Consider the following 20,810-nt stretch of genomic DNA (forward strand, 5'->3'; position numbering starts at 1 on the left):
ATGGCCAACATCGACTCCTGACCGCAGGCGGCCCCGAGGGGCAGAAATGGCCATTTCTGCCCCCTCGGGGTGCGCTCAGAAATCGGTGTCGTCGAAGGACACGGTGCCCGCGACGCCGACCTGGTAGGCCGACACCCGCCGCTCGAAGAAGTTGGACAGCTCCTGCACGTCCTGCAGCTCCATGAAGCCGAACGGGTTGCGCGAGCCGTAACGCGGCGGGATGCCCAGCAGCTCCAGCCGCCGGTCGGCCACGTGCTCGAGGTAGGCGCGCATGTCCGGCAGGCTCATCCCGGGCACTCCCCCGCCGAGCAGGTCCTCGGCGAACCGGTACTCGCACTCGACCGCCTCGGCCAGCATCGCGCCGACCTGCGCCTCCAGCTCGTCGTCCCACAGGTCCGGCTCCTCCCGCCGGACGGTGTCGACGACGTCGAAGGCGAAGGCCATGTGCATCGACTCGTCCCGGAACACCCAGTTGGTCCCGCTGGCCAGCCCGTTGAGCAGGCCGCGGGAGCGCAGGAAGTAGACGTAGGCGAAGGCGCCGTAGAAGAACAGCCCCTCGATGCAGGCCGCGAAGCAGATGAGGTTGAGCAGGAACGCCCGCCGGTCGTCGCGGGTGCGCAGCTCGTCGAGCTCGCCGAGGGAGTCGATCCAGCGGAAGCAGAAGTCGGCCTTGCGCTTGATCGACGGGATGCTCTCGACGGCGGCGAAGGCCTCGTGCCGCTCGGCCTCGTCGGGCACGTAGGTGTCCAGCAGCGTCAGGTAGAACTGGACGTGCACCGCCTCCTCGAACAGCTGCCGCGACAGGTACAGCCGGCCCTCGGGCGAGTTGACGTGCTGGTAGAGGTTGAGCACCAGGTTGTTCGCCACGATCGTGTCGCCGGTGGCGAAGAACGCGACCAGCCGGCCGACCAGGTGCCGCTCTGCCGGGGTGAGCCGGGCGAGGTCGGCCAGGTCGGAGTGCAGGTCGACCTCCTCGACGGTCCAGGTGTTCCTGATCGCGTCGCGGAAGCGGTCGTAGAAGTGCGGGTAGCGCATCGGCCGGAGCGTGAGCTCCATGCCCGGGTCGAGCAGCATCGAGGTCTCCTCGGGGGCGAGCGGGGTGGTCACTGGCAGGCCTCGCAGCTCTCCGGGTTCTCCAGGGAGCAGGCGACCGCCGCCTCCGACCGCACCCCGACCGTCGCCTGCTGGATCCGCGTGGCCGGGCGGGAGCGCAGGTAGTAGGTGCTCTTGAGCCCGGACTTCCAGGCGTAGAGGTACATCGAGGACAACTTCCCGATGGTCGGGCTGGCCAGGAACAGGTTGAGCGACTGGCTCTGGTCCACGTACGGCGCCCGGGCGGCGGCCAGGTCGATGAGCGCCTTCTGCGGCAGCTCCCACGCCGTCCGGAACAGCTGCCGGGTCTCCGCCGGCAGGTCGGTCAGCCCCTGCACCGAGCCCTCGGCGCGCTTGAGCGCCTCGCGGGTCTGCTCGGTCCAGCCGCCGAGCCGCTTGAGCTCGGCCACCAGTGCGCCGTTGACCTGGAGGAACTCACCCGACAGCGTCTCCCGCTTGAACAGGTTGGAGACCTGCGGCTCGATGCACTCGTAGCAGCCGGCGATCGAGGCGATGGTCGCCGTCGGCGCGATCGCGACGAGCAAGGAGTTGCGCAGGCCGTGCTCGGCGACGGCGGCCCGCAGCCGGTCCCACCGCCCGGTCCGGGTCGGGACGGGGCCCCAGAGGTCGGGCTGCAGCACCCCGTCGGCCGCCCGGGTGTCGGCGAAGGCCGGGTGCGGGCCGTGCTCGGCGGCCAGCGCGGCCGAGGTCTCCAGCGCGGTCAGGTACACCTCCTCGGCGATCCGGGTGGACAGCTCGCGGGCCGCGGCGCCGTCGAACGGCAGCTTCAGGGCGAAGAACACGTCCTGCAGCCCCATGACGCCCAGCCCCACGGGCCGCCACCGCGGGTTGCTCGCCGCGGCCTGCGCGCTCGGGTAGTAGTTGATGTCGATGACCCGGTCGAGGAAGCCGACCGCGGTGGTGACGGTGGCGCGCAGCCGCGCCCAGTCCACGCCGGTCGCGGCGCCGTCGGCCGCGCGCTCCAGGTGGGCGGCCAGGTTGACCGAGCCCAGGTTGCAGACCGCCGTCTCCGCGTCGCTGGAGACCTCGACGATCTCGGTGCACAGGTTGGACAGGTGCACGACGTTGCCCGGGCGGGCGGTCTGGTTGCAGGTGCGGTTGGCGGCGTCCTTGAACGTCATCCAGCCGTTCCCGGTCTGGGCGAGGGTGCGCATCATCCGGCCGTAGAGCTCGCGGGCCGGCACCTGGCGGACGAACCGGCCGGCGGCCTCGGCGGCGCGGTAGGCGCGGTCGAACTCCTCGCCCCACAGGTCGGGCAGCTCGGGCACCTCGTCGGGGTCGATCAGCGACCACGGCTCGTCGGCCTCCACCCGGCGCATGAACTCGTCGGGCACCCAGTTGGCCAGGTTGAGGTCGTGGGTGCGGCGGGCGTCCTCGCCGGTGTTGTCGCGCAGCTCGAGGAACTCCTCGACGTCGGGGTGCCACGGCTCGAGGTAGACGCAGGCCGCGCCCTTGCGCCGGCCGCCCTGGTTGACCGCGGCCACCGAGGCGTTGAGCGTGCGCAGCCACGGCACGATGCCGTTGGAGCGGCCGTTGGTGCCGCGGATCAGCGCGCCGCGGGAGCGCACCCGCGACCACGAGACGCCGATGCCGCCGGCGAACTTGGACAGCGCCGCGATCTGGGCGTACCGCTCGTAGATGGAGCCGAGCTCGTCGCGGGGCGAGTCGACGAGATAGCAGGAGCTCATCTGGGTGTGCCGGGTGCCGGAGTTGAACAGCGTCGGCGAGCTCGGCAGGTAGGCCAGCGAGCTCATCAGGCGGTAGAAGCCGATCGCCTCGGCCGGCGTCCGCGACAGCCCGCAGGCCACCCGGAGCAGCCAGTACTGCGGCGTCTCGACGACCAGCCGGGTGACCGGGTGCCGCAGCAGGTAGCGGTCGGCGACGGTGCGCAGCCCGAAGTACTCGAAGCGGCGGTCGGCGTCGGGGTCGACGGCGTCGTCCAGCTTGCGCGCGTGCTTGGCGACGAAGGCCGCCGTCGCGTCGCCGATCAGCCCCTCGGCGTGCCCGAGCGCGATGCTCTGGCTGAACGAGGCGATGCCCTGGCCGGCGACCTCCTTGCGCACGTAGTTGGCCAGCAGCCGGGCGGCCAGCCGGGAGTACTCGGGCTCCTCGCCGGTCATCTCGGCGGCGGTCCGGATGGACAGCCGGTCCAGCTCCGCGCTGGTCGCGCCGTCGTAGAGGCCGCTGATGGTGCGGGTGGCCACGCGCAGCGGGTCGACCCAGGTGAGGTCGTCGCACCACCGTTCGACGGCTCGGACGATCTTGTTGACGTCGACCGGCTCCAGGTCGCCGCTGCGCTTGCGCACCTGCATGGTGCTGCGCGTCGCGGCCGGGGCCTGGGCCGGCTGGTCGGTGAGGGTCATCTGCTCGCTCGCTCCTCGTGAGCTCCGGAGTCCGGGCGAGGAGGGAGGCCGCCAGCGCCGGACGCGGCCGGGGCTGTCCGACGGACCCGATCCCCGGGGTCCCGGACGACCGCGCACGGGCGTGCGCGGTGCGGCTGGCAGGTCTTCGGACTCGCGGGCACGCCGACTCTCGTCGGCTCCTACTGGCCGTCGCTTCCCAAGTGGATCGCACCCAGTGCCTGTGACGGCGGTCGTTCCCACTCACCGCTGCGGGACAGTCCCGGACTCGCACCGGGTTCCCTCTTGCCCCGGTCCGCTCGAGGAGAGCGTTCCGGACCAGCTGCACCACCACCATATGTGGAGGATCCGACAAGTCCCCGCCACCACATGTGGACGGCGTGTCCCGCGCTACGAGCCCGAGGCGGTCACCCGACCGGCGGCGTGCCGTGGGTGTGGAAGGTGTCGATGGTCGTCAGCCCCCACGCCTGCCCCTTGGCCCGCTCGGCCTCGGTCCAGTCCACCGGCTGCCAGTCGGGGGCCAGCAGCACCCGCGCGCCGGCGTTGCACAGCTCGATCCGGTTCCCGCCCGGCTCCCAGACGTAGAGGAAGAAGGTCTGCTGGATGGCGTGCTTGTGCGGGCCGGTCTCGATGTGCACGCCCTGCTCGAGGGCGATGTCGGCGGCGCGCAGGATGCCGTCCCGCGAGTCGACGGCGAAGGCGATGTGGTGCAGCCGGCCGGGGGTCTGCGTCCAGTCGCGGGTGTAGACGGCGTCGTAGGTCTTGTTGGTGAAGGTGGTCCAGCTGCCGGCGACGGTGCCGTCGTCCAGCACGATCTGCTCGGTCACCAGCGCACCGAGGGTGTCGCGCAGGAAGTCCCGGTTCACCACCGGCTCGACCCCGAGGTAGTTGATGTGGTCCAGCCGCCGCACCGCCACGCCGTAGGAGGGGTAGGCCTGGGCCTGGTTCTTCAGCGACGGCTTCAACCCCTCCGGCGGGCTGTACCACTCCGACTCGTAGTAGAGACCGAACTCGTGGTCGTCGGGGTCGGTGAAGACGTAGGTCGGCCCGTAGCCCGGGTCGCCGTCCTGCCAGCCGATCCCGCGCCCGGTCGCCTCGATCTCGGCCACCCGCCGCTGCAACGCCTCGGGGCCGGCCGCGCGCAGGTTCGTGCGCCCGACGCCGGAGGTCGTGTGCGCCGTGAGCTTGATGGTGGCCTGCTCGTAGTCGTCCCACGCGCGGAGGAAGACCGAGTCGCCGGCCGACCCGTTCTCCGTCATCCCGAGGTACCGGGTGAAGAACTCGACGCTCTCCTCGAGCACCGGCGTGCGGAGCTCCACATGGGCCAGATGGGCGATCTCGTGCAGCGGGGGCATGACCTCTCCAGTCAACGGTCCGGGGGTGCGTGCGGTCCGGACGACGAGCGTGGTCGTGGCTCGCGTTCCACAGCCCAGCGTCGGAGAAGCCGGTTCATCGGTCCAACACCATGATGTGGCCCCAGGCATCGCGATCGGTGATGGACGGGCCCCGGCGGGGGCAGCCCGGACACCGCCTGCCGGAGGGTCCGGTCACCGGTTGCGGGCCGTCAGCGCGGCGTCGAGCCGCGGGTACACCCGGCGGACGTTGCCCTCGAACACCTTCTCGCGGTCCTCCGGCGTCAGGTCGAGCGCCTCCACGTAGCGCCGGGTGTCGTCGAAGTACTGGCCGGTCCGCGGGTCGATCCCCCGGACGGCGCCGACCATCTCGGAGCCGAACAGGATGTTGTCGATGTCGATGACGTCGAACAGCAGGTCGATGCCCGGCTGGTGGTAGACGCAGGTGTCGAAGAAGACGTTGCCCATCACCGCCTCCTCGACGGCGGGCCGGCCGAGCATGTCGGCGAGCCCGCGGAAACGGCCCCAGTGGTAGGGCACCGCTCCGCCACCGTGCGGGATGACCAGCCGCAGCTCGGGGAAGTCCGTGAACAGGTCGGCCTGCACGAGCTGCATGAACGCCGTGGTGTCGGCGTTGAGGTAGTGGGACCCGGTGGCGTGGAAGTTCTTGTTGGTCACCGCGGACACGTGCACCATCGCCGGCACGTCGAGCTCGACCATCGCCTCGTAGAACGGGTACCAGCTGCGGTCGGTCAGCGGGGCCGACGTCCAGTGGCCACCGCTCGGATCGGGGTTGAGGTTGCACCCGACGAAGCCGAGCTCCTCCACGCACCGCCGCAACTCGGCCACCGACGAGGCGATGGGCACGTCGAGCGACTGCGGGAGCTGGCAGACGCCGATGAAGGAGTCCGGGTAGAGCGCCACCACTCGCGCGATGAGGTCGTTGTTGACCTGCGCCCAGCGGGTGCTCACGGCCTCGTCGCCCACGTGGTGGCCCATCGCCGAGGCGCGCGGCGAGAAGACGGTCAGGTCGATGCCCCGCTCGGCCATCAGGCGCAGCTGACTGCCCTCGATCGTCTCGCGGATCTCGTCGTCGGAGATCTCCGGGTAGGGCGGCGGCTGCTCGCCGGCGCCGAACGCCGCCTTCTGCTCCTCGCGCCAGGCGGTGTGCGGCGCCGGGGCGGTGGTGTAGTGGCCGTGGCAGTCGATGATCATGCGGTCTCTCCTCGCGTCGGGTCGGTGGTCCGGGCGCCGTCCGGGCGCAGCGATCAGGTGTCCTGCCGGTCGCGCAGGTCGACCAGCAGGTCGCGGGCGGCGGCGGCGATCCGTGGCGGCACGCCGAGCTCGGTGAGCTGGTCGGTGGCGGCGGTCATCTCGTCCGCGCGGCGCCGGGCGTGCCGGTGGGTGCCGTCCACCAACCGGTCGATGGTCCGCTCGTCGAAGCCGGCCAGCTCCGCGCCGATGTTGTCCCGCAGCCAGTCGGCACAGCCGGCGGCCTCGGCCGCGGCCAGCGCCTCGACGACCGCGGCGGCCAGCCCCTTGTAGAAGACGCTGCGCAGCAGCTTGCGGGAGATCGCCTCCCCGGCCGGACCGGGCTGGATCGTGACCTCGGCCCCGAACCCGGCGAGGACCTCGGCGTAGCGGTCCGCGCCCTCGCCGGAGACCAGCATCGGGGTGCGCACCCCTTTGCCGGGCACCGGCGACATGAGCGCCACGTCGACGACGGGGACGTCGCGGCCGGCGAGCCGGTCCACCAGCGCCGTCTTCACCCCGGGGGAGGCGGTGTTCAGGTCGGCCCAGACGGTGCCGGGGCGCAGCGCCGGCAGCGCGTTGACCAGCGCCGTCCCGGCGTCGTGCGAGCTGTTCACGCTGAGCACCAGGTCGGCGTCGGCGACCGCCTCGGCCTCGCTGCCGCGGGGCTGCACACCCTCGACCACGATGCCCTCGGGGTCGTAGCCGCGGACGTCGGCGCCGGCCGCGACGAGGTCGCGGGCGATCTCCGACCCGGCCTCACCCAGCCCGAGGAGGGCGATGCGCGCGGTCACCGGGCGCTCCCCTCGACGGCGGCCCGGGGGAACGCCGTGCCGTCGAACAGCTTGCGCGCGGTCCGCACCACACCGGAGCGGACCGCCCGGGGTGGCGAGGAGCCGGCGTCGACGACGACGTCGACCAGCAGGTGACCGGTCGGGTGCTCGACGTCGACCTGCGACCGGTCGGCGGCCCAGGCGGCGGTGAGCTCGTGCCCGACCGCCCCGGGCAGGAGCATGCCGGTCACCACGCTCACCGCGGCCAGGACGCCGATCGAGGTGTGCGGCTGCACCGGGATGAACGACCGGGTGCACACCTGACCGCCGTCCCGGGCCGGGGCGAGCAGCACGGTCTTGGGCACCGACGAGCTGGCCACGTCCCCGAGGCCCATGAGCTGTCCCGCCTTGGTGCGCAGCGCGTCCACCCGCTCCAGCAGCGCGCTGTCGGCGGCCAGCTGCTCGTGCGACTCGTAGCCGGTCAGCTCGAAGGACTCGGCCGTCGCCAGCACCACCGGCATGCCGTTGTCCACGCAGGTGACCTCGACGCCGTCGACGGAGTCACGCACGTGGCCGGTCGGCAGCAGGCTCCCGGTCGCGGACCCCTCGGTGTCGGTGAAGGCGAGCACCACGGGCGCGGCCGTACCCGGCACCCCGGCGATCGCCACGTCGCCGCGGTACTCGACCCGGCCGCCCGGCGTGGGGAACGTGGCGACGGCGATGCTGTCGGAGTTCACCATCCGGATCCGGACGGTCGTCTCGTCCGCGCCGGCGGGCACCAGACCGCGCTCGACCGCGAACGGCCCGACGCCGGCCAGGATGTTGCCGCAGTTCTGCCGATCACTGACGGTGGCCTCGTCCACCCCCAGCTGCAGGAAAAGGTAGTCGACGTCGGCCCCCGGGTGCTCCGACGACCCGACGACGGCGACCTTGCTGGTCAGCGACGTCCCGCCGCCGAGGCCGTCGATCTGCCGCGGGTCGGGCGTGCCCATGAGCCGCAGCAGCAGGTCGTCGCGGGCCCCGGGGTCCGCGGGCAGGTCGCCCGGCTCGACGTACAGGCCCCGCGAGGTGCCGCCGCGCATCATCGTGCAGCGGACGCCGGCGTCGTCGTAGCCGGAGGCGTCACTCACCGCCGGCCTCAGTGCGGTACTCCTCGTAGGTCACGTACTCGATGCCGAACTCGGGCAGCCGCTCCCGCAGGCCGTAGCGGTCGAGCCCCAGCTCGCCGGACCGGAAGGCGGCGCGCGCGGCGGCCTCCTTGTCGAGCCGGGCCTGCGAGGCGGTCAGCGCCCGGCCGACGTGGGCCCGGGGCACGACCATCACGCCGTCGTCGTCGGCGAGCACGACGTCGCCTGCGTGGATCGTCTGGCCGCCCAGGACGACGGGCACGTTGACCGCGCCGGCGGTCGCCTTGACCGACCCCTGCGCGCTGACCGCCCGCGACCAGGCCGGGAAGCCCATCTCGCGCAGCTCCGCGACGTCACGCACGCCGCTGGCCAGGACCACGCCCCGCACCCCGCGGTGCGCCAGCGCGGTGGCGAACAGCTCTCCGAACAGCCCGTCGGTCGACGGCGAGTTCGTGGCCACCACGAGGACGTCGCCCGGCCGGCACTGCTCGACCGCGACGTGGATCATCAGGTTGTCCCCGGGCCAGCAGACGACCGTGACGGCGGTGCCACCGATCCGGGCACCCGGCCACGCGGGCCGGTACTCCGGGCCGAGGTACCCCACCCGGCCGAGCGCCTCGTGCACGGTGGCGACGCCGTAGCCACCCAGCGTCTCGGCCTCGCCGGCGTCCGCCCGCGGCGGATCGGTGACGACGACGGTTCTCATGCCGGCACCCCCGCGGACTCGACGCGGCCGGCTGCGGGTGCGCCGGCCATCGGCCGACGGGTGGAGGGGTGGGACACGGGCGCTCCTCGGGGTTCGGGGCGGATCAGTGGGCAGTGGACTCGGCGAGGGCGGCGACGACGCTCTGCAGGTGGCTGCGCGCCGCCGCCTCGGCCGCGCGGGGGTCGCGGGCCGCGATGGCCTCGACGACCCGGTGCAGTTCGGTGGAGGAGAGCCGGGCGCGGCCCGGCCGCAGGGACAGCTGGAACTGGTGGCGCACGATCTGCGCCTGCAGGCGCTCGATCAGCCGTCCGGCGGTGGCCTGCCGGGCGGCGTCGCGGATGAGCGCGTGCAGCTGCGCGACCAGCGCCGAGTACTCGAGCAGGTCACCGTCGGCCACCGCCCGCTCCATGGCGTCGGTCTGGGTGCGCAGCCGGTCGATCTCCGCATCGGTGATGCGCTCGGCCGCCTTCGCCGCGAGCAGGCCCTCGAGCACCATGCGGCACTCGACGATCTCGATCGCCTCCGCGACGGACACGGTGCGCACCCGGGCACCCCGGTTCGGGATCCGCTCGACGAGCCCCTCGGCGATGAGCGCGTCGATCGCCAGCCGGACGGCGTTGCGGGTGACCCCGAGGTCCTCGGCGAGATCGGCCTCGACCATGCGGTGCCCCGGGGGCATCTCCCCGCGCGTGATCGCCGCGCGCAGCCGATCCTCGGCGGCGTCCCGGCCGTGCGTTGCGACCTCCATGGCGACCTCCCGTGACCTCCACCTGCCACCCTAAACTCGTCGACACGATTGTCAACAATCATGTCGGCATGAGCCCTCGACGGCCGCCGCGACCACACTGTCGCCAGGTCGGTGCGGCCTCAGCGATCGGAGACGGGAATGGACCTGCGGCAACTGGAGTACGTGGTGGCCGTCGCCGAGGAGCGCAGCTTCACCCGCGCCGCGGCCCGCTGCCAGTCGTCCAGTCGGCGTTGAGCGCCCAGGTGGCCCGCCTGGAGCGCGAACTGGCGGTGACGCTCTTCCACCGCACGAGCCGCTCGGTGCGCGTGGCACCGGCCGGGGAGCTCCTCCTCCCCCACGCCCGGGCGCTGCTGCGGGGCGCCGAGGTCGCCCGCGCCGAGCTCGCCGCCTTCTCCGGAGCGGTGACGGGGCGGCTGCGGCTGGGCGTGGTGGGGACCGCCGGGCGCGGCGTCGCGCTCGTCGAGCGCACGCTGGCCGCCTTCCACCGGCGCCACCCGCAGGTGGAGATCGCCGTCGAGGACACCGGGAGCCGGCACATGGCCGACCTCGTCCGCACCGGGGAACTCGACGTCGCGTTCGTCGGCCTGTTCGCCGACCAGGTCCCTCCGGGCGTCGTCCACCGGCTCCTGGCGGAGGAACCCCTGGTCGCCGTCGTGGCCCGCGACCACCCCCTCGCCGGGCGGGAGAGGACGGCGCTCGCCGACCTGGCCGAGGCCGGCCCGCTGATCGAGATGCGCGGCGAGTCCGGGCTCCGGCTGCGGGTGGACGCGGCCTTCGAGCGGGCCGGCGTCGTGCGGTCGGTGGCCTTCGAGCTGGGCACCTCCGACGCCGTCGTCCGGTTCGCCGGCCTCGGCTTCGGAGCCGCGCTGGTGCCCGCCTCCGCGGCCGGGGGCGCGGCCGGTGTCGCCGTCCTCGCCGTGGACGACCCCGCCGCGCGGCACCCGATCAGCCTCGTCCACCCCCCTCGCGAGCAGTCGACGCCCAGCGCCCGCGCCTTCCTCACCCTGCTCGACGCCCCCGACCACCGACCCCCCGAGGAGACCCCGTGGACCTGCAGCTCACCGGACGGCGCGCGATCGTGACCGGCGCCAGCCGCGGCATCGGCCTGGCCGTCGCCGACGGCCTCGCCGCGGAGGGGGTGGACGTCGCGCTGGTGGCCCGGGGCGAGGAGGCGCTCGCGGCGGCCGTCGAGCGGGTCCGCCGGCACGGCACGACGGTGCTCCCCTGCCCCGCCGACACCCGCGACGACGACGCCGTCCGGGCACTGGTGGACCGCGTCGCCGGCACGCTCGGGGGCGTGGACATCCTGGTCAACGCCGCCGCGCGGCCGGCCTCGGCGGGACCCGTGCCGCCACTGGGCGAGCTCACCGACGACGACCTGCGGATCGAGGTCGAGACGAAGGTGCTCGGCTACCTGCGCTGCGCGCGGGCGGTCGCCCCCCACATGGTCGCCGCCGGGTGGGGCCGGATCATCAACGTCAGCGGGCTCAACGCGGTCCGCACCGGCTCGCTGGTCGGGTCGGTGCGCAACGTCGCCGTCGCCGCGATGACCGCCAACCTCGCCGACGAGCTGGGCCCGGCCGGGATCACCGTCACCGTCGTCCACCCCGGGATCACGGTGACCGAGCGCCGGGCGCAGGCGATCGCCGAGCAGGCGGCGCGGGAGGGCCGGCCGGCCGAGGAGATCGCGCGGGAGATGGCCGCGGGCACCAGCACCGGCCGGCTGGTGACCCCCGCCGAGGTGGCCGACGTCGTCACCTTCCTGGCCTCGCCGCGCAGCGCCGGGATCACCGGCGACGCGATCACCGTGGGCGGCGGCACGCGCGGCACCATCCGCTACTGACCGCGGCCGGCTCAGCCCCGGTCGACCCGCAGCTCGCCGAGCTCGGACCAGTCGTCCTGCGGCACCGTGACGTTGACGATCCGCGGGGTCTCGGCCAGGTGCGCCGGCAGGTCGCTCTGGGCGGCCTTGAAGTGCGCCGACGTGACGTGCGCGCTCGCGGCGTCGTCGTTCCGGAACGCCTCGACGAGCACGTACTCGGTCGGGTCGGCCACGCTGCGGGACCAGTCGAACCACAGGCAGCCCGGCTCGGCACGGGTCGCCTCGGTGAACGCGCGGCTGATCTCGGGCCAGGCGTCGGCGTCCTCCGGGCGGACGCGGAACTTGGCGGTGATGAAGATCAAGAGCTACTCCTCTCGAGCTGACGGCCCCTCTGCAGGGCCCCGCCGCGAGCTCGCGAGCGGTGGGGGGCAGAGGGGTCCTTTCTCAGGGGACGAGGATCGCGCGGCCGCGCACCCGCCCGGCCGAGAGGTCGTCGATGGCCGTCTGGAAGTCCTCCAGCGGGTACTTCGCGGTGTGCAGGGTGACCTTCTGCTGGGCGGCCAGCGCCATCAGCTCGACCAGGTCGTTGTAGGAGCCGACCAGGTTGCCGATGATGTTGATCTCGGTGGAGATGAGGTCGATGGTCGGGACGTCGACGTTCTCGCCGTATCCGACCACGTGGTAGTCGCCGGCCCGCCGGGTCATCCGGATGCCCTCGGCCGTCGTCCCGTTCTCACCCACGAAGTCGACGACCTGCTCGGCGCCGTGCCCGCCGGTCAGCTCGAGCACCTCCTCGACGTGGTCGCCGTCGGCGACGACGCCGTGGTGCGCGCCGATCTCCACCGCCAGCTTCACCGCGTCGGGGTTGCGGTCGACGACGACGATCTGCGCCGGGGAGAGCGCGGCCATCACCTGCACGCCGATGTGCCCGAGCCCGCCCGCGCCGATCAGCACGACGCGGTCCCCGGCCCGCAGCTTCCGGGCCGCCTTGGCCACCGCGTGGTAGGCGGTGAGGCCGGCGTCGGCCAGGGCGGCGACGTCGGCCGGCTCGAGCGCGTCGTCGATCCGGACCACGCTGCGCGCCGACGTCCGGAGGTACTCGGCGTACCCGCCGTCGGTGTCGATGCCGGGGAACGAGGAGTTCTCGCAGTGCACGTCGTCGCCGGACCGGCAGGCCCGGCACAGCCCGCAGGTCATCAGCGGGTGCAGGATGACCTTGTCGCCCTCGGCGACGTTGGTGACGGCGCTGCCGACGGCCGACACCCACCCCGCGTTCTCGTGCCCGATCGTGTACGGCAGCGCGACGCCGGACTTCTCGGCCCACTGCCCCTCGAGGATATGGATGTCGGTGCGGCAGACCCCGGCCCCGCCGATCTTCACGACGACGTCGTGCGGGCCGGTGACCTCCGGCTCGGGGACGTCGTCCATCTGCAGCGGCTGGTGGTAGTCGACGACGCGGACGGCCTTCATGGGGTGGGCTCCTTCACGACGCTCAGGGGGATGAGGGGACGGTCCTCGGGGCGGGGCGCCTGGTCGGCCTCCGCGCCCGGGTAGCGGGTGGCCAGCAGCCCGCGGCAGAAGTGCGCGTTGCCGTCGACGGAGATCCGCACCGAGCGGGCCCGGCGTAGCCGCAGCGGCGCCTGCTCCCGGCTCGGGCGGGTCCCGTCGTCGTCCACGAGCACCGGGGCACCGGCGTCCACCGGCAGCCCGAGCGCGGCCCGGCGGCGCAGCAGCGCCACCGTCGTCGGCGCTCCCGTCGGCAGGTCGCCGAGCACGAGGTCGGCGACGTCTGCCTCCGCGCGGGACGGGTCGCTGCGGAGCAGGCCGGTGATCGCCCGCTCCATGGCCGCGGTGTGCGCCTTGCGGGCGAAGGTCGCCCGGAGCTCGTCGAGCGACTCCTCGGCCTCGTGGCCGAACGTGCCCCGGTAGCCGGCGCCCGCGGCCAGGCCGCGGTTGATGAGGCCGGAGTCGGAGTGGTCGTCGAGGGCCACCACGACCCGTGCCACCCCGGGGACGGCGGCCACCGCCTCGTGCGCGTCCGAGGCCATGAGCCAGGCGAAGTTGGGCGCGCAGAACGACGTCGGCAGGCGCAGGTGCACCTCGACGGCCGCGCCGTCGACGTCGACCGAGCGGACGAAGCCGAGGTCGGTGATCGGCTCGTCCAGCTCGGGGTCGACCACGGTGCCGAGCGCGGCCCGGACCTCCGCGCCGAGGTCCGGCAGGACCGCGGTCACCGCCGCTCCCCGCCGGCCATCGCCAGGTCGGCGGCGCCCGGCTCGCGCGGGCCGGTGGCCGGCTCGCCGGCGTCGGGCAGCCGCAGCCGCTCGGGCACCGGGAGGTCGTAGAGCCGTGCGGCGTTGAGCCCGAGCACCTTCTTCTTCGTCGCGGTGGTGAGCGGCGCGTACTCGGTGAGGTCCTCCGGGATCTGGAAGTCCACGAAGCGCTCGACCAGCCACTTCGGCGTCCAGAGCGCGTAGTCGCTGGAGAACAGGATGCGGTCCTCGCCCACCCAGTACAGGAGCTCGCCGATGATCTGCGCGAAGTAGCGCGGCCGGGTGTGGATGAACGGCATCGCGACGGCCAGCCCCGCGTGCACGTTGGGCTCCTGGGTGGCGATCCAGCAGAAGTCCTCCAGCCGGGGCAGGCCGCAGTGCTCCACCACGAAGGTCAGGTCGGTGAAGTCGGTCGCCACGTGGTCGACGTCGGCCACGTCGAAGGCGTCGCGGTCCAGCGGGCGGATCGTCGGGCCCTTGTGGATGTGGATGTTGGTGATCCCCACCTCGCGGCAGACCTCGAAGTACCGGTAGGCCATCGGGTCGGTCAGCTTCCAGCCACGGGACTCGCCGTGCCAGTCGGCGGTGTAGAGCTTCACGCCCTTGAGGCCGAAGCGCTCGGCGTCGGCGCGCAGCTGGTCCAGCCCGTTCTCGCCGTCGCGCGGATCCCAGTAGTGGTTGTACGTCAGCTTGTCCGGGTGCTGCGCGGCCAGCGCCGACGCCTCGTCGGTCTGGCCGAACCCCCGGTGGTAGAACTCGGCGAGCCGGGCCGGCTGGAAGACGGCGTGGTCGACGATCCCGTCGACGAAGACGTCGCGCATCAGCCGCTCGCCGCCCTGGTACAGGTACTCCTCGTAGGACCACACCTCGGACTCGGGGCTGAGGTTGCGGTGGTAGTCGTAGAAGCAGTCGATGAACTGCTTGCCGTGCACGTTCCGCTGGTTCTCCGGTCGCGCGTCCCACAGGGCGATGTGGGCGTCGACGATGAAGTAGTCCTCGCCGTCCTTGCTGTACACCTGCGGCCTCCCTGCTCGGCTGTGACAGCGGTCACGCTGTACCGGCGACGCTAGGCAGCCGGGGAGGCCGCGAGAAGCGGGCCGGTGTCTCACTTTGGAACGTCGTCGGCGGAGCTCGAGCGTGTGGCGCGGCCCACACCGCACGTACATTGGGCCGGGCCGCCCGCGCGGGGGCGGCGCCCACCGCACGGCTCGGGAGGCCCCGTGGACGCTGACCCGGCCGACCTCCTGGCGGTGGCGCCGTCGGCGGCTCCGCGGTTGCGCGCCTCCTGGCGGCGCAGCGAGCAGTACGGCGTTTCGCCCGACGCGGTCTCGCCGGTCTTCACCGGCTCCCTGGACACCGGTTCGCTGCTGCACGCCTGCGCCACCCAGGTGCTCACCGGGCTGCAGTCGACGATCCCGGGCGAGCCGGTGAGCCTGATGGTCGCCGACCGCGACGGCCTGGTCCTGGCCCGCCTGTGCAGCGACCCCGGCATCCGCCGCTCGCTGGACCGGGTGCACCTCGCGCCGGGCTTCTCCTACGCCGAGCGCAACGCCGGGACCAACGGCCTCGGGCTGTCCCTGGCCGACCGCGCCCCCTCGCTCGTCCGGGCCGCCGACCACTACTGCACGGAGCTGCGCGGGTTCACCTGCGCGGCGGCGCCGGTCCTCGACCAGGTGACCGGCGAGCTCGCCGGCAGCATCAACCTCACCACCTGGTCGGACTCCTCCTCCGAGCTGCTCCTCGCGCTGGCCCAGGCGGCGGCGGACGCGACCAGCGCGCTCATGCTGGTCCGGTCGACCGGGCGGGTGGTCCGGCCGGCCCCGCGCGGGGAGCTCGTCCACGTCGTCGGGGAGCACCTCCTCCCGGAGGTGGGTGACCCGTGCGTGTCCGCCGGCTGGCGGGCCGCGGTCGCCACCGCCGAGGCCGCGACCGCCGCGGGGCGGCTGCTCGCGGTCGTCGGGGAGGCCGGGGCCGGCCGGTCCACGCTGGCCGCCCTGGTGCGGCGCCGGCTCTCGCCCCGCACGCGGATCCTGCACGCGCGGGCCCCCGAGGCCGCCGACGTCGCACCGTGGCTGGAGCTGTGGACGCCGGAGCTGCGCGCGCCCGACGTCTGCGTCGTCGTCTCCGGCGTCGAGGACCTGCCGGCGTGGGCCGCCGGGGAGCTCGCCGCGATCCTGAGCCAGGTGCACCGCGCCGGTGGCGGGCCGCCGCCGGTCGCGCTGACCGCGCCGGACTTCACCGGGGTCCCGGAGCAGCTGGCCCCGCTGGTGGACGCCGTGGTGGAGGTGCCGCCGCTGCGGCAGCGGGCCGAGGACGTGCTGCCGCTGGCGCACCTCCTCGCGCACGCCGAGCGGCGTCGCCCCGTGGCCTTCACCCCGCGCGCCGCCCGCGCGCTGACCGGGTGCGCCTGGCCCGGGAACGTCCGGCAGCTGCGCCGGGTGGTCCGGGAGGCGGTGGCGCGGGCGGACGTCGTGGACCTGCACCACCTCGCCCCCGAGGTGCTCGACGGCGGCGGCCGCGCGCTCACCCGGCTGGAGCGGCTGGAGCGGGACGAGATCGTGCGCGTGCTCACCGAGCCGGGCACGACGCTGACCCGGGCCGCCGAGGAGCTGGGCATCGGCCGCGCCACGCTCTACCGCAAGATCGCGCAGTACCGGATCACCGTGCCGCGCTGACCGCCGCCGGCCGGTCAGGTCGGCGGGAACTGCTCCCGGACCGCCGCCATGTCCAGCGACCGGACGGTGGCGATCAGCAGCTCGACGGAGTCGGCGGGCAGCGAGCCGGGCTCGGCGAAGACCAGGACGCCGTCCCGGTAGACCATCAGCGTGGGCACCGCTCTCACACCGACGGCCGTGGTGAGGGCCGGCTCGGCCTCGGCGTCGACGGTGGCGAAGACCAGGTCGGGATGGCGCTCGGCGGCCGCGGCGAACACCGGCGCGAACCCCCGGCTCGGGCCGTACCAGGCGGCGCGGAAGTCGACCAGCACGATGCCGGAGGCGACCGTCGCCGCGAAGTCCCGTTCCGACAGCGCCACCGTGGTCACGTCGCGCCCGCCCTCACGACGCCGCCCGCGCCCACGCCGGCGCAGGTCCGAGCCCGAGCCGCCAGCGCGCCGCCTCCTCCGACGGGCTGCGGGGCCCGAGCACCAGCTGCAGCGCGCGCAGCTGCGCGCGGGTCACCGGCAGCCGGACGACGCCGCGGCCCCGGCCCGGGACCCCGGCCGAGGCCGCCACGACCGGGGACACCAGCAACTCCGCGGCCCCGGCCAGCCCGCGGTAGAAGACCTGCTCCGCCGGTCCGAGACCCGGGGGCGCGGTGAGGAAGGCCCGCAGCTCGCCGGGCACCGGCTCGAGGGCCGGCCGGTACTCCGCGAGCGCCGCGGCCAGCTCGGCCTCGGTCGCCGGGAGGTCGCCGGCGCCGAGCGCGCGGGCGCTGCGGGCCCACTCGGCCACGTAGGTGTCGGCCCAGCGCCGCCCGAAGCGTGCCCGGGGCGGCCGTCCGACGGCCTGCTGCGCGGCGAGGAAGGCGTCGGTGAACGCCAGGTGCACCCACCGCAGCAGTGTCGGGTCGGCGGCGGAGTACGGCCGCCCGGCCGCGTCGGTCCCCCGGACGACGGCGTGCCGGGCGCGCACACGGGCGGCCTCCCGCTCGGCCAGCTCCGCCGACCCGAACGTGGTCACCACCAGCCAGCGGGCGGTCCCGGCCAGCCGGGCCCAGGGGTCGGCCAGGTAGGCGGAGTGCTGCCGGACGCCGGCCAGGGCCAGCGGGTGCGCCGCCTGGCCGAGCAGCGCGGTCACCCCACCCACCAGCGTGGCGAGGTCGCCGTGGACCCACCACACCACGCCGTCCGGCTCGAACCAGCCCGGCCCCTCGCCGACCCGCGCGATGTCGCGGACCCAGTCCGGCACGCCGCTCGGGTCGCCGGATACCCGGGCGCGGAACCTCGACCGCACGGCCTCGGGCAGTGCGGTGACGGCGGGCACGGCGGGCACGGCTCCACCGTGCCAGCCCTTCGAGGGCTGCGCCTCCCGCCACCGGCCTCGGGCGGCCGCGCCGCCGCCCGGGACGTCGCCGCGGACGATCAGTTCGGCGGGCTCCCGGGCGGCGGACCACCGGGGCCGCCACCGCCGGGAGCGCCGGACGGTGCGCCGTCGCCGGACAGCTGCCCGCCGGTCGGGGTCGTGCCGGTGTCGACCCCGACGGCGAGGGTGACGGTGTAGCCGCCCGCGACGTCGCCGGTCACCGTGGCGAGCTGGGCGGCGCCGCCGTCGTCCCCGAAGACGTTGTCGCTGTCGAGGCTCAGCTGGGCCAGGTTGCGCACCGAGGCCTCGTAGCCCGCCTCGGCGAAGACCCGGTCGCAGACGTCCTGCGGCAGGGCCACCTGCGACGTGGCGATGGCGTTGGCGGCGTCGGTGATGCCGGCCTGGTCGGGGTAGACCTCGAAGTGGATGTGCGGCCAGCGCCCGGTGTAGCAGGCCGGGAAGACGCTGGTGAACCGGACGCGGCCGTCGGCGTCGGCGACCTGCACGCCGCGCAGGTAGTTCTCGTTCTCGACGCCTTCCGAGTAGAGCGAGTAGCGCCCCTCGCGGTCGCAGTGCCAGACGTAGACGGCCACGCCCTCGAACGGGGTGCCGCCGTTCGCGAGGTCGGTCAGGGTCAGCTCGAGGGTCATGGGCACGCCCTCGGCGGTGCCGCTCCCCGTTCCGAAGCTCGACCGGATGTCGCTGCGGACGATGCCGCTCTGCTCGAGCACGTCCGGCCCGTTGGAGCCGTCGCCCGGATAGGGACCGGCCGTCTCGTCGGGGATCTCCCCCGACGCCGCGGCACTGCTCGACGTCGCCGTCGAGGTCGAGCTCCCCGAGCTCCCGCCGCAGGCGGCCAGCCCCGCGCCCGCGGCGCCGAGACCCAGGACGGCCAGCAGCCGCCGCCGCGTCAGCAGCGTGCCGACGTCGAAGCCGAGCCCCTGGTCCACCACCTCGTCCTCCGGCCGGGGCAGGGGCCGCCCCTCGTACGTCGCCTCGCGGTGCTCTCGCACGGGTTCTCCGATCGTCGTCGCGGTGTGCGGGCCCCACCCTGACGGGCCTCCCGGTCGAACGACTGGAGGACACCTGGACGTCGGCTGTGCACGGGGTCCCGGCCGTGTGACTCCCGGCACCCCGGACTTTGGTCCCTCGGCGCGAGGCCGCCGGACCGGGACGCTTGTGAGCGTTCACAGACCGACCGAGGGGACCGGATGGCCGAGCTGGACCAGATCCTGCGCTGGATCGAGAGCGATCCGCCCGCGACTCCGGCGGAGCTGCAGCGCGCCGCCGACGCACTCGCCCACAGGGACGCGGAGGACAGCGCCCGGATCGCCGCCGCTCGGCTGCGCATCGCCGTGAAGCTGGAGCGACTCGGGCTCTGACCCCACCCGGCGACGTCCGCCGCACATGGCCGTTGGCACGATGACCAGGATGGACGCTCCTCCGGCGGGTGGACCGCGCACCGACCCCTCCCCGTTCCGCGGCACCCTCCTGGGCGAGACGATCGCCGCCGTGCGGCCGCGCGACCCGGCCGCCGAGGGCGCCGCCCGCGACCGGCTGGAGCGGATGACCAAGCCGCCGGGCTCCCTCGGCGTGCTGGAGGACGTCGCCGCGCAGCTGGCCGGCACCGCGGGCGCCTGCCCACCACCCCTGCCCCTCCCGGCGACGGTCGCGGTCTTCGCCGGCGACCACGGCGTCCACGCCCGCGGCGTCACCCCGTGGCCGCAGGAGGTGACCGCGCAGATGGTGGCCAACCTCGCCGCCGGCGGCGCGGTGGCCAACGCGTTCGCCGCGCAGGTGGGCGCCGAGGTCGTGGTGGTCGACGTGGGGGTCGCCGCGCCGCTGCCGCCGACGGCCGGGCTCCTCGACCGGAAGGTGCGGCCGGGCACCGCCGACCTCTCCGCCGGTCCGGCGATGACGCTGGAGGAGGCCCGTCGCGCGGTCGAGATCGGCATCGAGGTGGCGACCACGCTCGTCGCCGGCGGCAGCCGCTGCCTGGTCACCGGGGACATGGGGATCGCCAACACGACGGCGTCCGCCGCCCTGGTGTGCGCGTTCACCGGTGCCGCGCCCTCCGCGGCGACCGGCCGCGGCACCGGCGTCGACGACCCGACCCTCGCCCGCAAGGTGGACGTCGTCGCCCGCGCGGTGGCACGGCTGCCCGGACGGCCGGGGACGCCCGGGGCGGCGCTGGCCGCGCTGGCCGAGGTGGGCGGCCTGGAGCACGCCGCGCTGGCCGGGTTCGTGCTGGGCGGCGCGGCGGCCCGCACACCGGTGCTGCTGGACGGCGTGATCGCCGGGTCGGCCGCGCTGGTGGCCGCGGCGCTGTGCCCGGACGCGGTGGCCCACGTGCTGGCCGGGCACACGTCGGCCGAGGCCGGGCACGCCCCGGCCCTGCGGGCGCTGGGGCTGCGGCCGCTGCTGGGGCTGGACCTGCGTCTGGGCGAGGGCACCGGCGCACTCCTGGCGCTGCCGCTGGTCGCGAGCGCGGCGCGGGCGCTGCGGGACGTGGCGACCTTCGACTCGGCCGGGGTCACCGGGAAGCCGGGCTGACCGCCGAGGACCGGGTGTCCGGTTCCGGCGGCCCGGGTACGGGACCCGGGGCCGGGCGGACGACGACACCCGGGGGACCCACCTGGAGGTGGCGATGGGCCTGCCCGATCGAGACGTCGCAGCACAGTGGGTCGGCCGGACGGTCGTGGACCGCGACGGCACGGAGATCGGCGCCTGCGCCGCCGTGTTCGCCGACGAGGCCACCGGGCTCCCGGAGTGGATTGCCGTCGAGGTCGGCGGGACGCCGGCGATCGTGCCCCTGGTGGACGCGGAGGAGCGCGGCACCCGGGTCCGCGTGACGGTGCGCCGGTCCGAGGTGGAGTCCGCGCCGGAGACGACCGACACCGGCCGGCTGTCCGAGGCCCAGGAGGCGACCCTCTACAGCCACTACGGGATCGAGTACTCGCGGGAGGCATCGGAGAGCCTGCTGCCGGCCGGGGAGCCGGCGCCCTCCGCCGTCGGTGGCTCCTCCGGCACGGCCGCCGGGCACGGAGCGGTTCCGGCCGAGCCCGCCACCGGCGCGGAGCCGGGTGAGCGCGCGTCGGGGGGACGCGGCCGCCGGCCGGCTCTCGCCCTCGGGGCCCTCGCCGCCCTCGGCGCGGTCCTCCTCGCGGCAGCGTCCAGGCGCAGGCAGAGCCGCCGGCGGGCGCTGCGGCGTCCGGCGACCCCCGCGGAACGCGCCGCCGCACGCGCCCTCGCCGCCGTCGCGG

21 protein-coding genes, 1 pseudogene and 1 riboswitch are annotated in these 20,810 nt (G+C 74.6%); of the genes and pseudogenes, 7 read left to right on the plus strand and 15 right to left on the minus strand.

All coding sequences use genetic code 11. The annotated features are described in order from the left end of the window. Positions 1-75 precede the first annotated feature (75 nt). The 8 genes from MY526_RS25095 to MY526_RS25130 all read right to left on the minus strand — a co-directional run bounded on the left by MY526_RS25095 (position 76) and on the right by MY526_RS25130 (position 9,430). On the minus strand, positions 76-1,107 hold the full coding sequence (locus tag MY526_RS25095; protein ID WP_436705323.1) for a ribonucleotide-diphosphate reductase subunit beta: 1,032 nt from the start codon (positions 1,105-1,107) through the stop codon (positions 76-78). Beyond that, the gene (locus tag MY526_RS25100; protein WP_436695178.1) at positions 1,104-3,476 is read right to left on the minus strand and encodes a ribonucleoside-diphosphate reductase subunit alpha; all 2,373 of its coding nucleotides are present in this window, start codon (positions 3,474-3,476) and stop codon (positions 1,104-1,106) included. Before MY526_RS25100 ends, MY526_RS25095 begins: the two co-directional genes overlap by 4 nt. A 119-nt stretch (positions 3,477-3,595) precedes the next feature. Next, a riboswitch (cobalamin riboswitch) is annotated at positions 3,596-3,811 on the minus strand. 69 nt (positions 3,812-3,880) lie between these two features. Continuing rightward, positions 3,881-4,828 (minus strand): VOC family protein, encoded by a 948-nt coding sequence (locus MY526_RS25105; protein WP_436695179.1) that lies wholly within the window; start codon positions 4,826-4,828, stop codon positions 3,881-3,883. 192 nt (positions 4,829-5,020) lie between these two features. Further along, on the minus strand, positions 5,021-6,040 hold the full coding sequence (locus MY526_RS25110; protein ID WP_436695180.1) for an amidohydrolase family protein: 1,020 nt from the start codon (positions 6,038-6,040) through the stop codon (positions 5,021-5,023). A gap of 53 nt (positions 6,041-6,093) precedes the next feature. Continuing rightward, entirely contained in the window at positions 6,094-6,870 is a 777-nt protein-coding gene (locus MY526_RS25115; RefSeq protein WP_436695181.1) for a DUF1932 domain-containing protein, read from the minus strand. Then, positions 6,867-7,979: a 4-oxalomesaconate tautomerase gene (locus MY526_RS25120; RefSeq protein ID WP_436695182.1), complete on the minus strand. Its 1,113-nt coding sequence runs from the start codon at positions 7,977-7,979 to the stop codon at positions 6,867-6,869. The genes MY526_RS25115 and MY526_RS25120 overlap by 4 nt, the downstream gene beginning before the upstream one ends. Continuing rightward, entirely contained in the window at positions 7,972-8,682 is a 711-nt protein-coding gene (locus MY526_RS25125; protein ID WP_436695183.1) for a 4-carboxy-4-hydroxy-2-oxoadipate aldolase/oxaloacetate decarboxylase, read from the minus strand. The genes MY526_RS25120 and MY526_RS25125 overlap by 8 nt, the downstream gene beginning before the upstream one ends. A 103-nt stretch (positions 8,683-8,785) precedes the next feature. Continuing rightward, positions 8,786-9,430, minus strand: a complete 645-nt coding sequence (locus MY526_RS25130; protein WP_436705324.1) for a GntR family transcriptional regulator — start codon at positions 9,428-9,430, stop codon at positions 8,786-8,788. A 138-nt stretch (positions 9,431-9,568) separates the two neighbouring features. On the opposite strand from MY526_RS25130, the pseudogene MY526_RS25135 reads away from it, so the two are divergent. The 3 genes and pseudogenes from MY526_RS25135 to MY526_RS25145 all read left to right on the plus strand — a co-directional run. Beyond that, positions 9,569-9,693, plus strand: a pseudogene (locus MY526_RS25135) (LysR family transcriptional regulator); the annotation flags it as partial. Between the two features lie 138 nt (positions 9,694-9,831). Then, positions 9,832-10,512: a LysR substrate-binding domain-containing protein gene (locus tag MY526_RS25140; RefSeq protein WP_436705329.1), complete on the plus strand. Its 681-nt coding sequence runs from the start codon at positions 9,832-9,834 to the stop codon at positions 10,510-10,512. Continuing rightward, positions 10,476-11,273 (plus strand): SDR family NAD(P)-dependent oxidoreductase, encoded by a 798-nt coding sequence (locus tag MY526_RS25145; RefSeq protein ID WP_436695185.1) that lies wholly within the window; start codon positions 10,476-10,478, stop codon positions 11,271-11,273. The genes MY526_RS25140 and MY526_RS25145 overlap by 37 nt, the downstream gene beginning before the upstream one ends. 11 nt (positions 11,274-11,284) lie before the next feature. Here the strand turns inward: MY526_RS25145 and MY526_RS25150 are convergent, their stop codons facing one another. The 4 genes from MY526_RS25150 to MY526_RS25165 form a co-directional block, all read right to left on the minus strand. Next, positions 11,285-11,614 carry a putative quinol monooxygenase gene (locus MY526_RS25150; protein WP_436695186.1) on the minus strand — a complete coding sequence of 110 codons (330 nt, stop codon included), beginning with the start codon at positions 11,612-11,614 and terminating at the stop codon, positions 11,285-11,287. Between the two features lie 82 nt (positions 11,615-11,696). Then, positions 11,697-12,722 (minus strand): NAD(P)-dependent alcohol dehydrogenase, encoded by a 1,026-nt coding sequence (locus MY526_RS25155; RefSeq protein WP_436695187.1) that lies wholly within the window; start codon positions 12,720-12,722, stop codon positions 11,697-11,699. Further along, positions 12,719-13,486 carry a metal-sulfur cluster assembly factor gene (locus tag MY526_RS25160; protein WP_436695188.1) on the minus strand — a complete coding sequence of 256 codons (768 nt, stop codon included), beginning with the start codon at positions 13,484-13,486 and terminating at the stop codon, positions 12,719-12,721. Before MY526_RS25160 ends, MY526_RS25155 begins: the two co-directional genes overlap by 4 nt. Next, positions 13,483-14,541, minus strand: a complete 1,059-nt coding sequence (locus tag MY526_RS25165) for an amidohydrolase family protein (RefSeq protein ID WP_436695189.1) — start codon at positions 14,539-14,541, stop codon at positions 13,483-13,485. The genes MY526_RS25160 and MY526_RS25165 overlap by 4 nt, the downstream gene beginning before the upstream one ends. A gap of 204 nt (positions 14,542-14,745) precedes the next feature. Here MY526_RS25165 and MY526_RS25170 point away from each other — a divergent pair, with 204 nt between their 5' ends. Beyond that, positions 14,746-16,200, plus strand: coding sequence for a helix-turn-helix domain-containing protein (locus MY526_RS25170; RefSeq protein ID WP_436705325.1), 1,455 nt, complete (start codon positions 14,746-14,748; stop codon positions 16,198-16,200). Between the two features lie 14 nt (positions 16,201-16,214). On the opposite strand, the gene MY526_RS25175 is transcribed toward MY526_RS25170, so the two are convergent. The 3 genes from MY526_RS25175 to MY526_RS25185 form a co-directional block, all read right to left on the minus strand. After that, positions 16,215-16,568, minus strand: a complete 354-nt coding sequence (locus MY526_RS25175; RefSeq protein WP_436705326.1) for a thioredoxin family protein — start codon at positions 16,566-16,568, stop codon at positions 16,215-16,217. 13 nt (positions 16,569-16,581) lie between these two features. Then, complete coding sequence (locus MY526_RS25180; protein ID WP_436705327.1) at positions 16,582-17,517, minus strand: oxygenase MpaB family protein; 936 nt, start codon at positions 17,515-17,517, stop codon at positions 16,582-16,584. An 89-nt stretch (positions 17,518-17,606) separates the two neighbouring features. Next, positions 17,607-18,560, minus strand: coding sequence for an intradiol ring-cleavage dioxygenase (locus MY526_RS25185; protein WP_436695193.1), 954 nt, complete (start codon positions 18,558-18,560; stop codon positions 17,607-17,609). A 198-nt stretch (positions 18,561-18,758) separates the two neighbouring features. Between MY526_RS25185 and MY526_RS25190 the strand changes: the two genes are divergently transcribed. From MY526_RS25190 to MY526_RS25200, 3 genes are all read left to right on the plus strand, one after another. Then, positions 18,759-18,929, plus strand: a complete 171-nt coding sequence (locus MY526_RS25190) for a hypothetical protein (RefSeq protein WP_436695194.1) — start codon at positions 18,759-18,761, stop codon at positions 18,927-18,929. A 49-nt stretch (positions 18,930-18,978) separates the two neighbouring features. Beyond that, positions 18,979-20,100 (plus strand): nicotinate-nucleotide--dimethylbenzimidazole phosphoribosyltransferase, encoded by a 1,122-nt coding sequence (gene cobT, locus MY526_RS25195; RefSeq protein ID WP_436695195.1) that lies wholly within the window; start codon positions 18,979-18,981, stop codon positions 20,098-20,100. A gap of 94 nt (positions 20,101-20,194) precedes the next feature. Next, positions 20,195-20,810, plus strand: a 616-nt coding sequence (locus MY526_RS25200; RefSeq protein WP_436705328.1) for a PRC-barrel domain-containing protein, incomplete at its 3' end; no start/stop codon positions are given.

This window comes from Geodermatophilus sp. CPCC 205761, assembly GCF_051383655.1.
Classification (GTDB): Bacteria; Actinomycetota; Actinomycetes; order Mycobacteriales; family Geodermatophilaceae; genus Geodermatophilus.

What these genes read in the sequence shown, in the direction of transcription:
- cobT (WP_436695195.1), top strand. Translation starts at nt 18,979, where the DNA reads ATGGACGCTCCTCCGGCGGGTGGACCGCGCACCGACCCCTCCCCGTTC.
- MY526_RS25105 (WP_436695179.1), bottom strand. Translation starts at nt 4,828, where the DNA reads ATGCCCCCGCTGCACGAGATCGCCCATCTGGCCCATGTGGAGCTCCGC.
- MY526_RS25130 (WP_436705324.1), bottom strand. Translation starts at nt 9,430, where the DNA reads ATGGAGGTCGCAACGCACGGCCGGGACGCCGCCGAGGATCGGCTGCGC.
- MY526_RS25190 (WP_436695194.1), top strand. Translation starts at nt 18,759, where the DNA reads ATGGCCGAGCTGGACCAGATCCTGCGCTGGATCGAGAGCGATCCGCCC.
- MY526_RS25125 (WP_436695183.1), bottom strand. Translation starts at nt 8,682, where the DNA reads ATGAGAACCGTCGTCGTCACCGATCCGCCGCGGGCGGACGCCGGCGAG.
- MY526_RS25100 (WP_436695178.1), bottom strand. Translation starts at nt 3,476, where the DNA reads ATGACCCTCACCGACCAGCCGGCCCAGGCCCCGGCCGCGACGCGCAGC.
- MY526_RS25110 (WP_436695180.1), bottom strand. Translation starts at nt 6,040, where the DNA reads ATGATCATCGACTGCCACGGCCACTACACCACCGCCCCGGCGCCGCAC.
- MY526_RS25155 (WP_436695187.1), bottom strand. Translation starts at nt 12,722, where the DNA reads ATGAAGGCCGTCCGCGTCGTCGACTACCACCAGCCGCTGCAGATGGAC.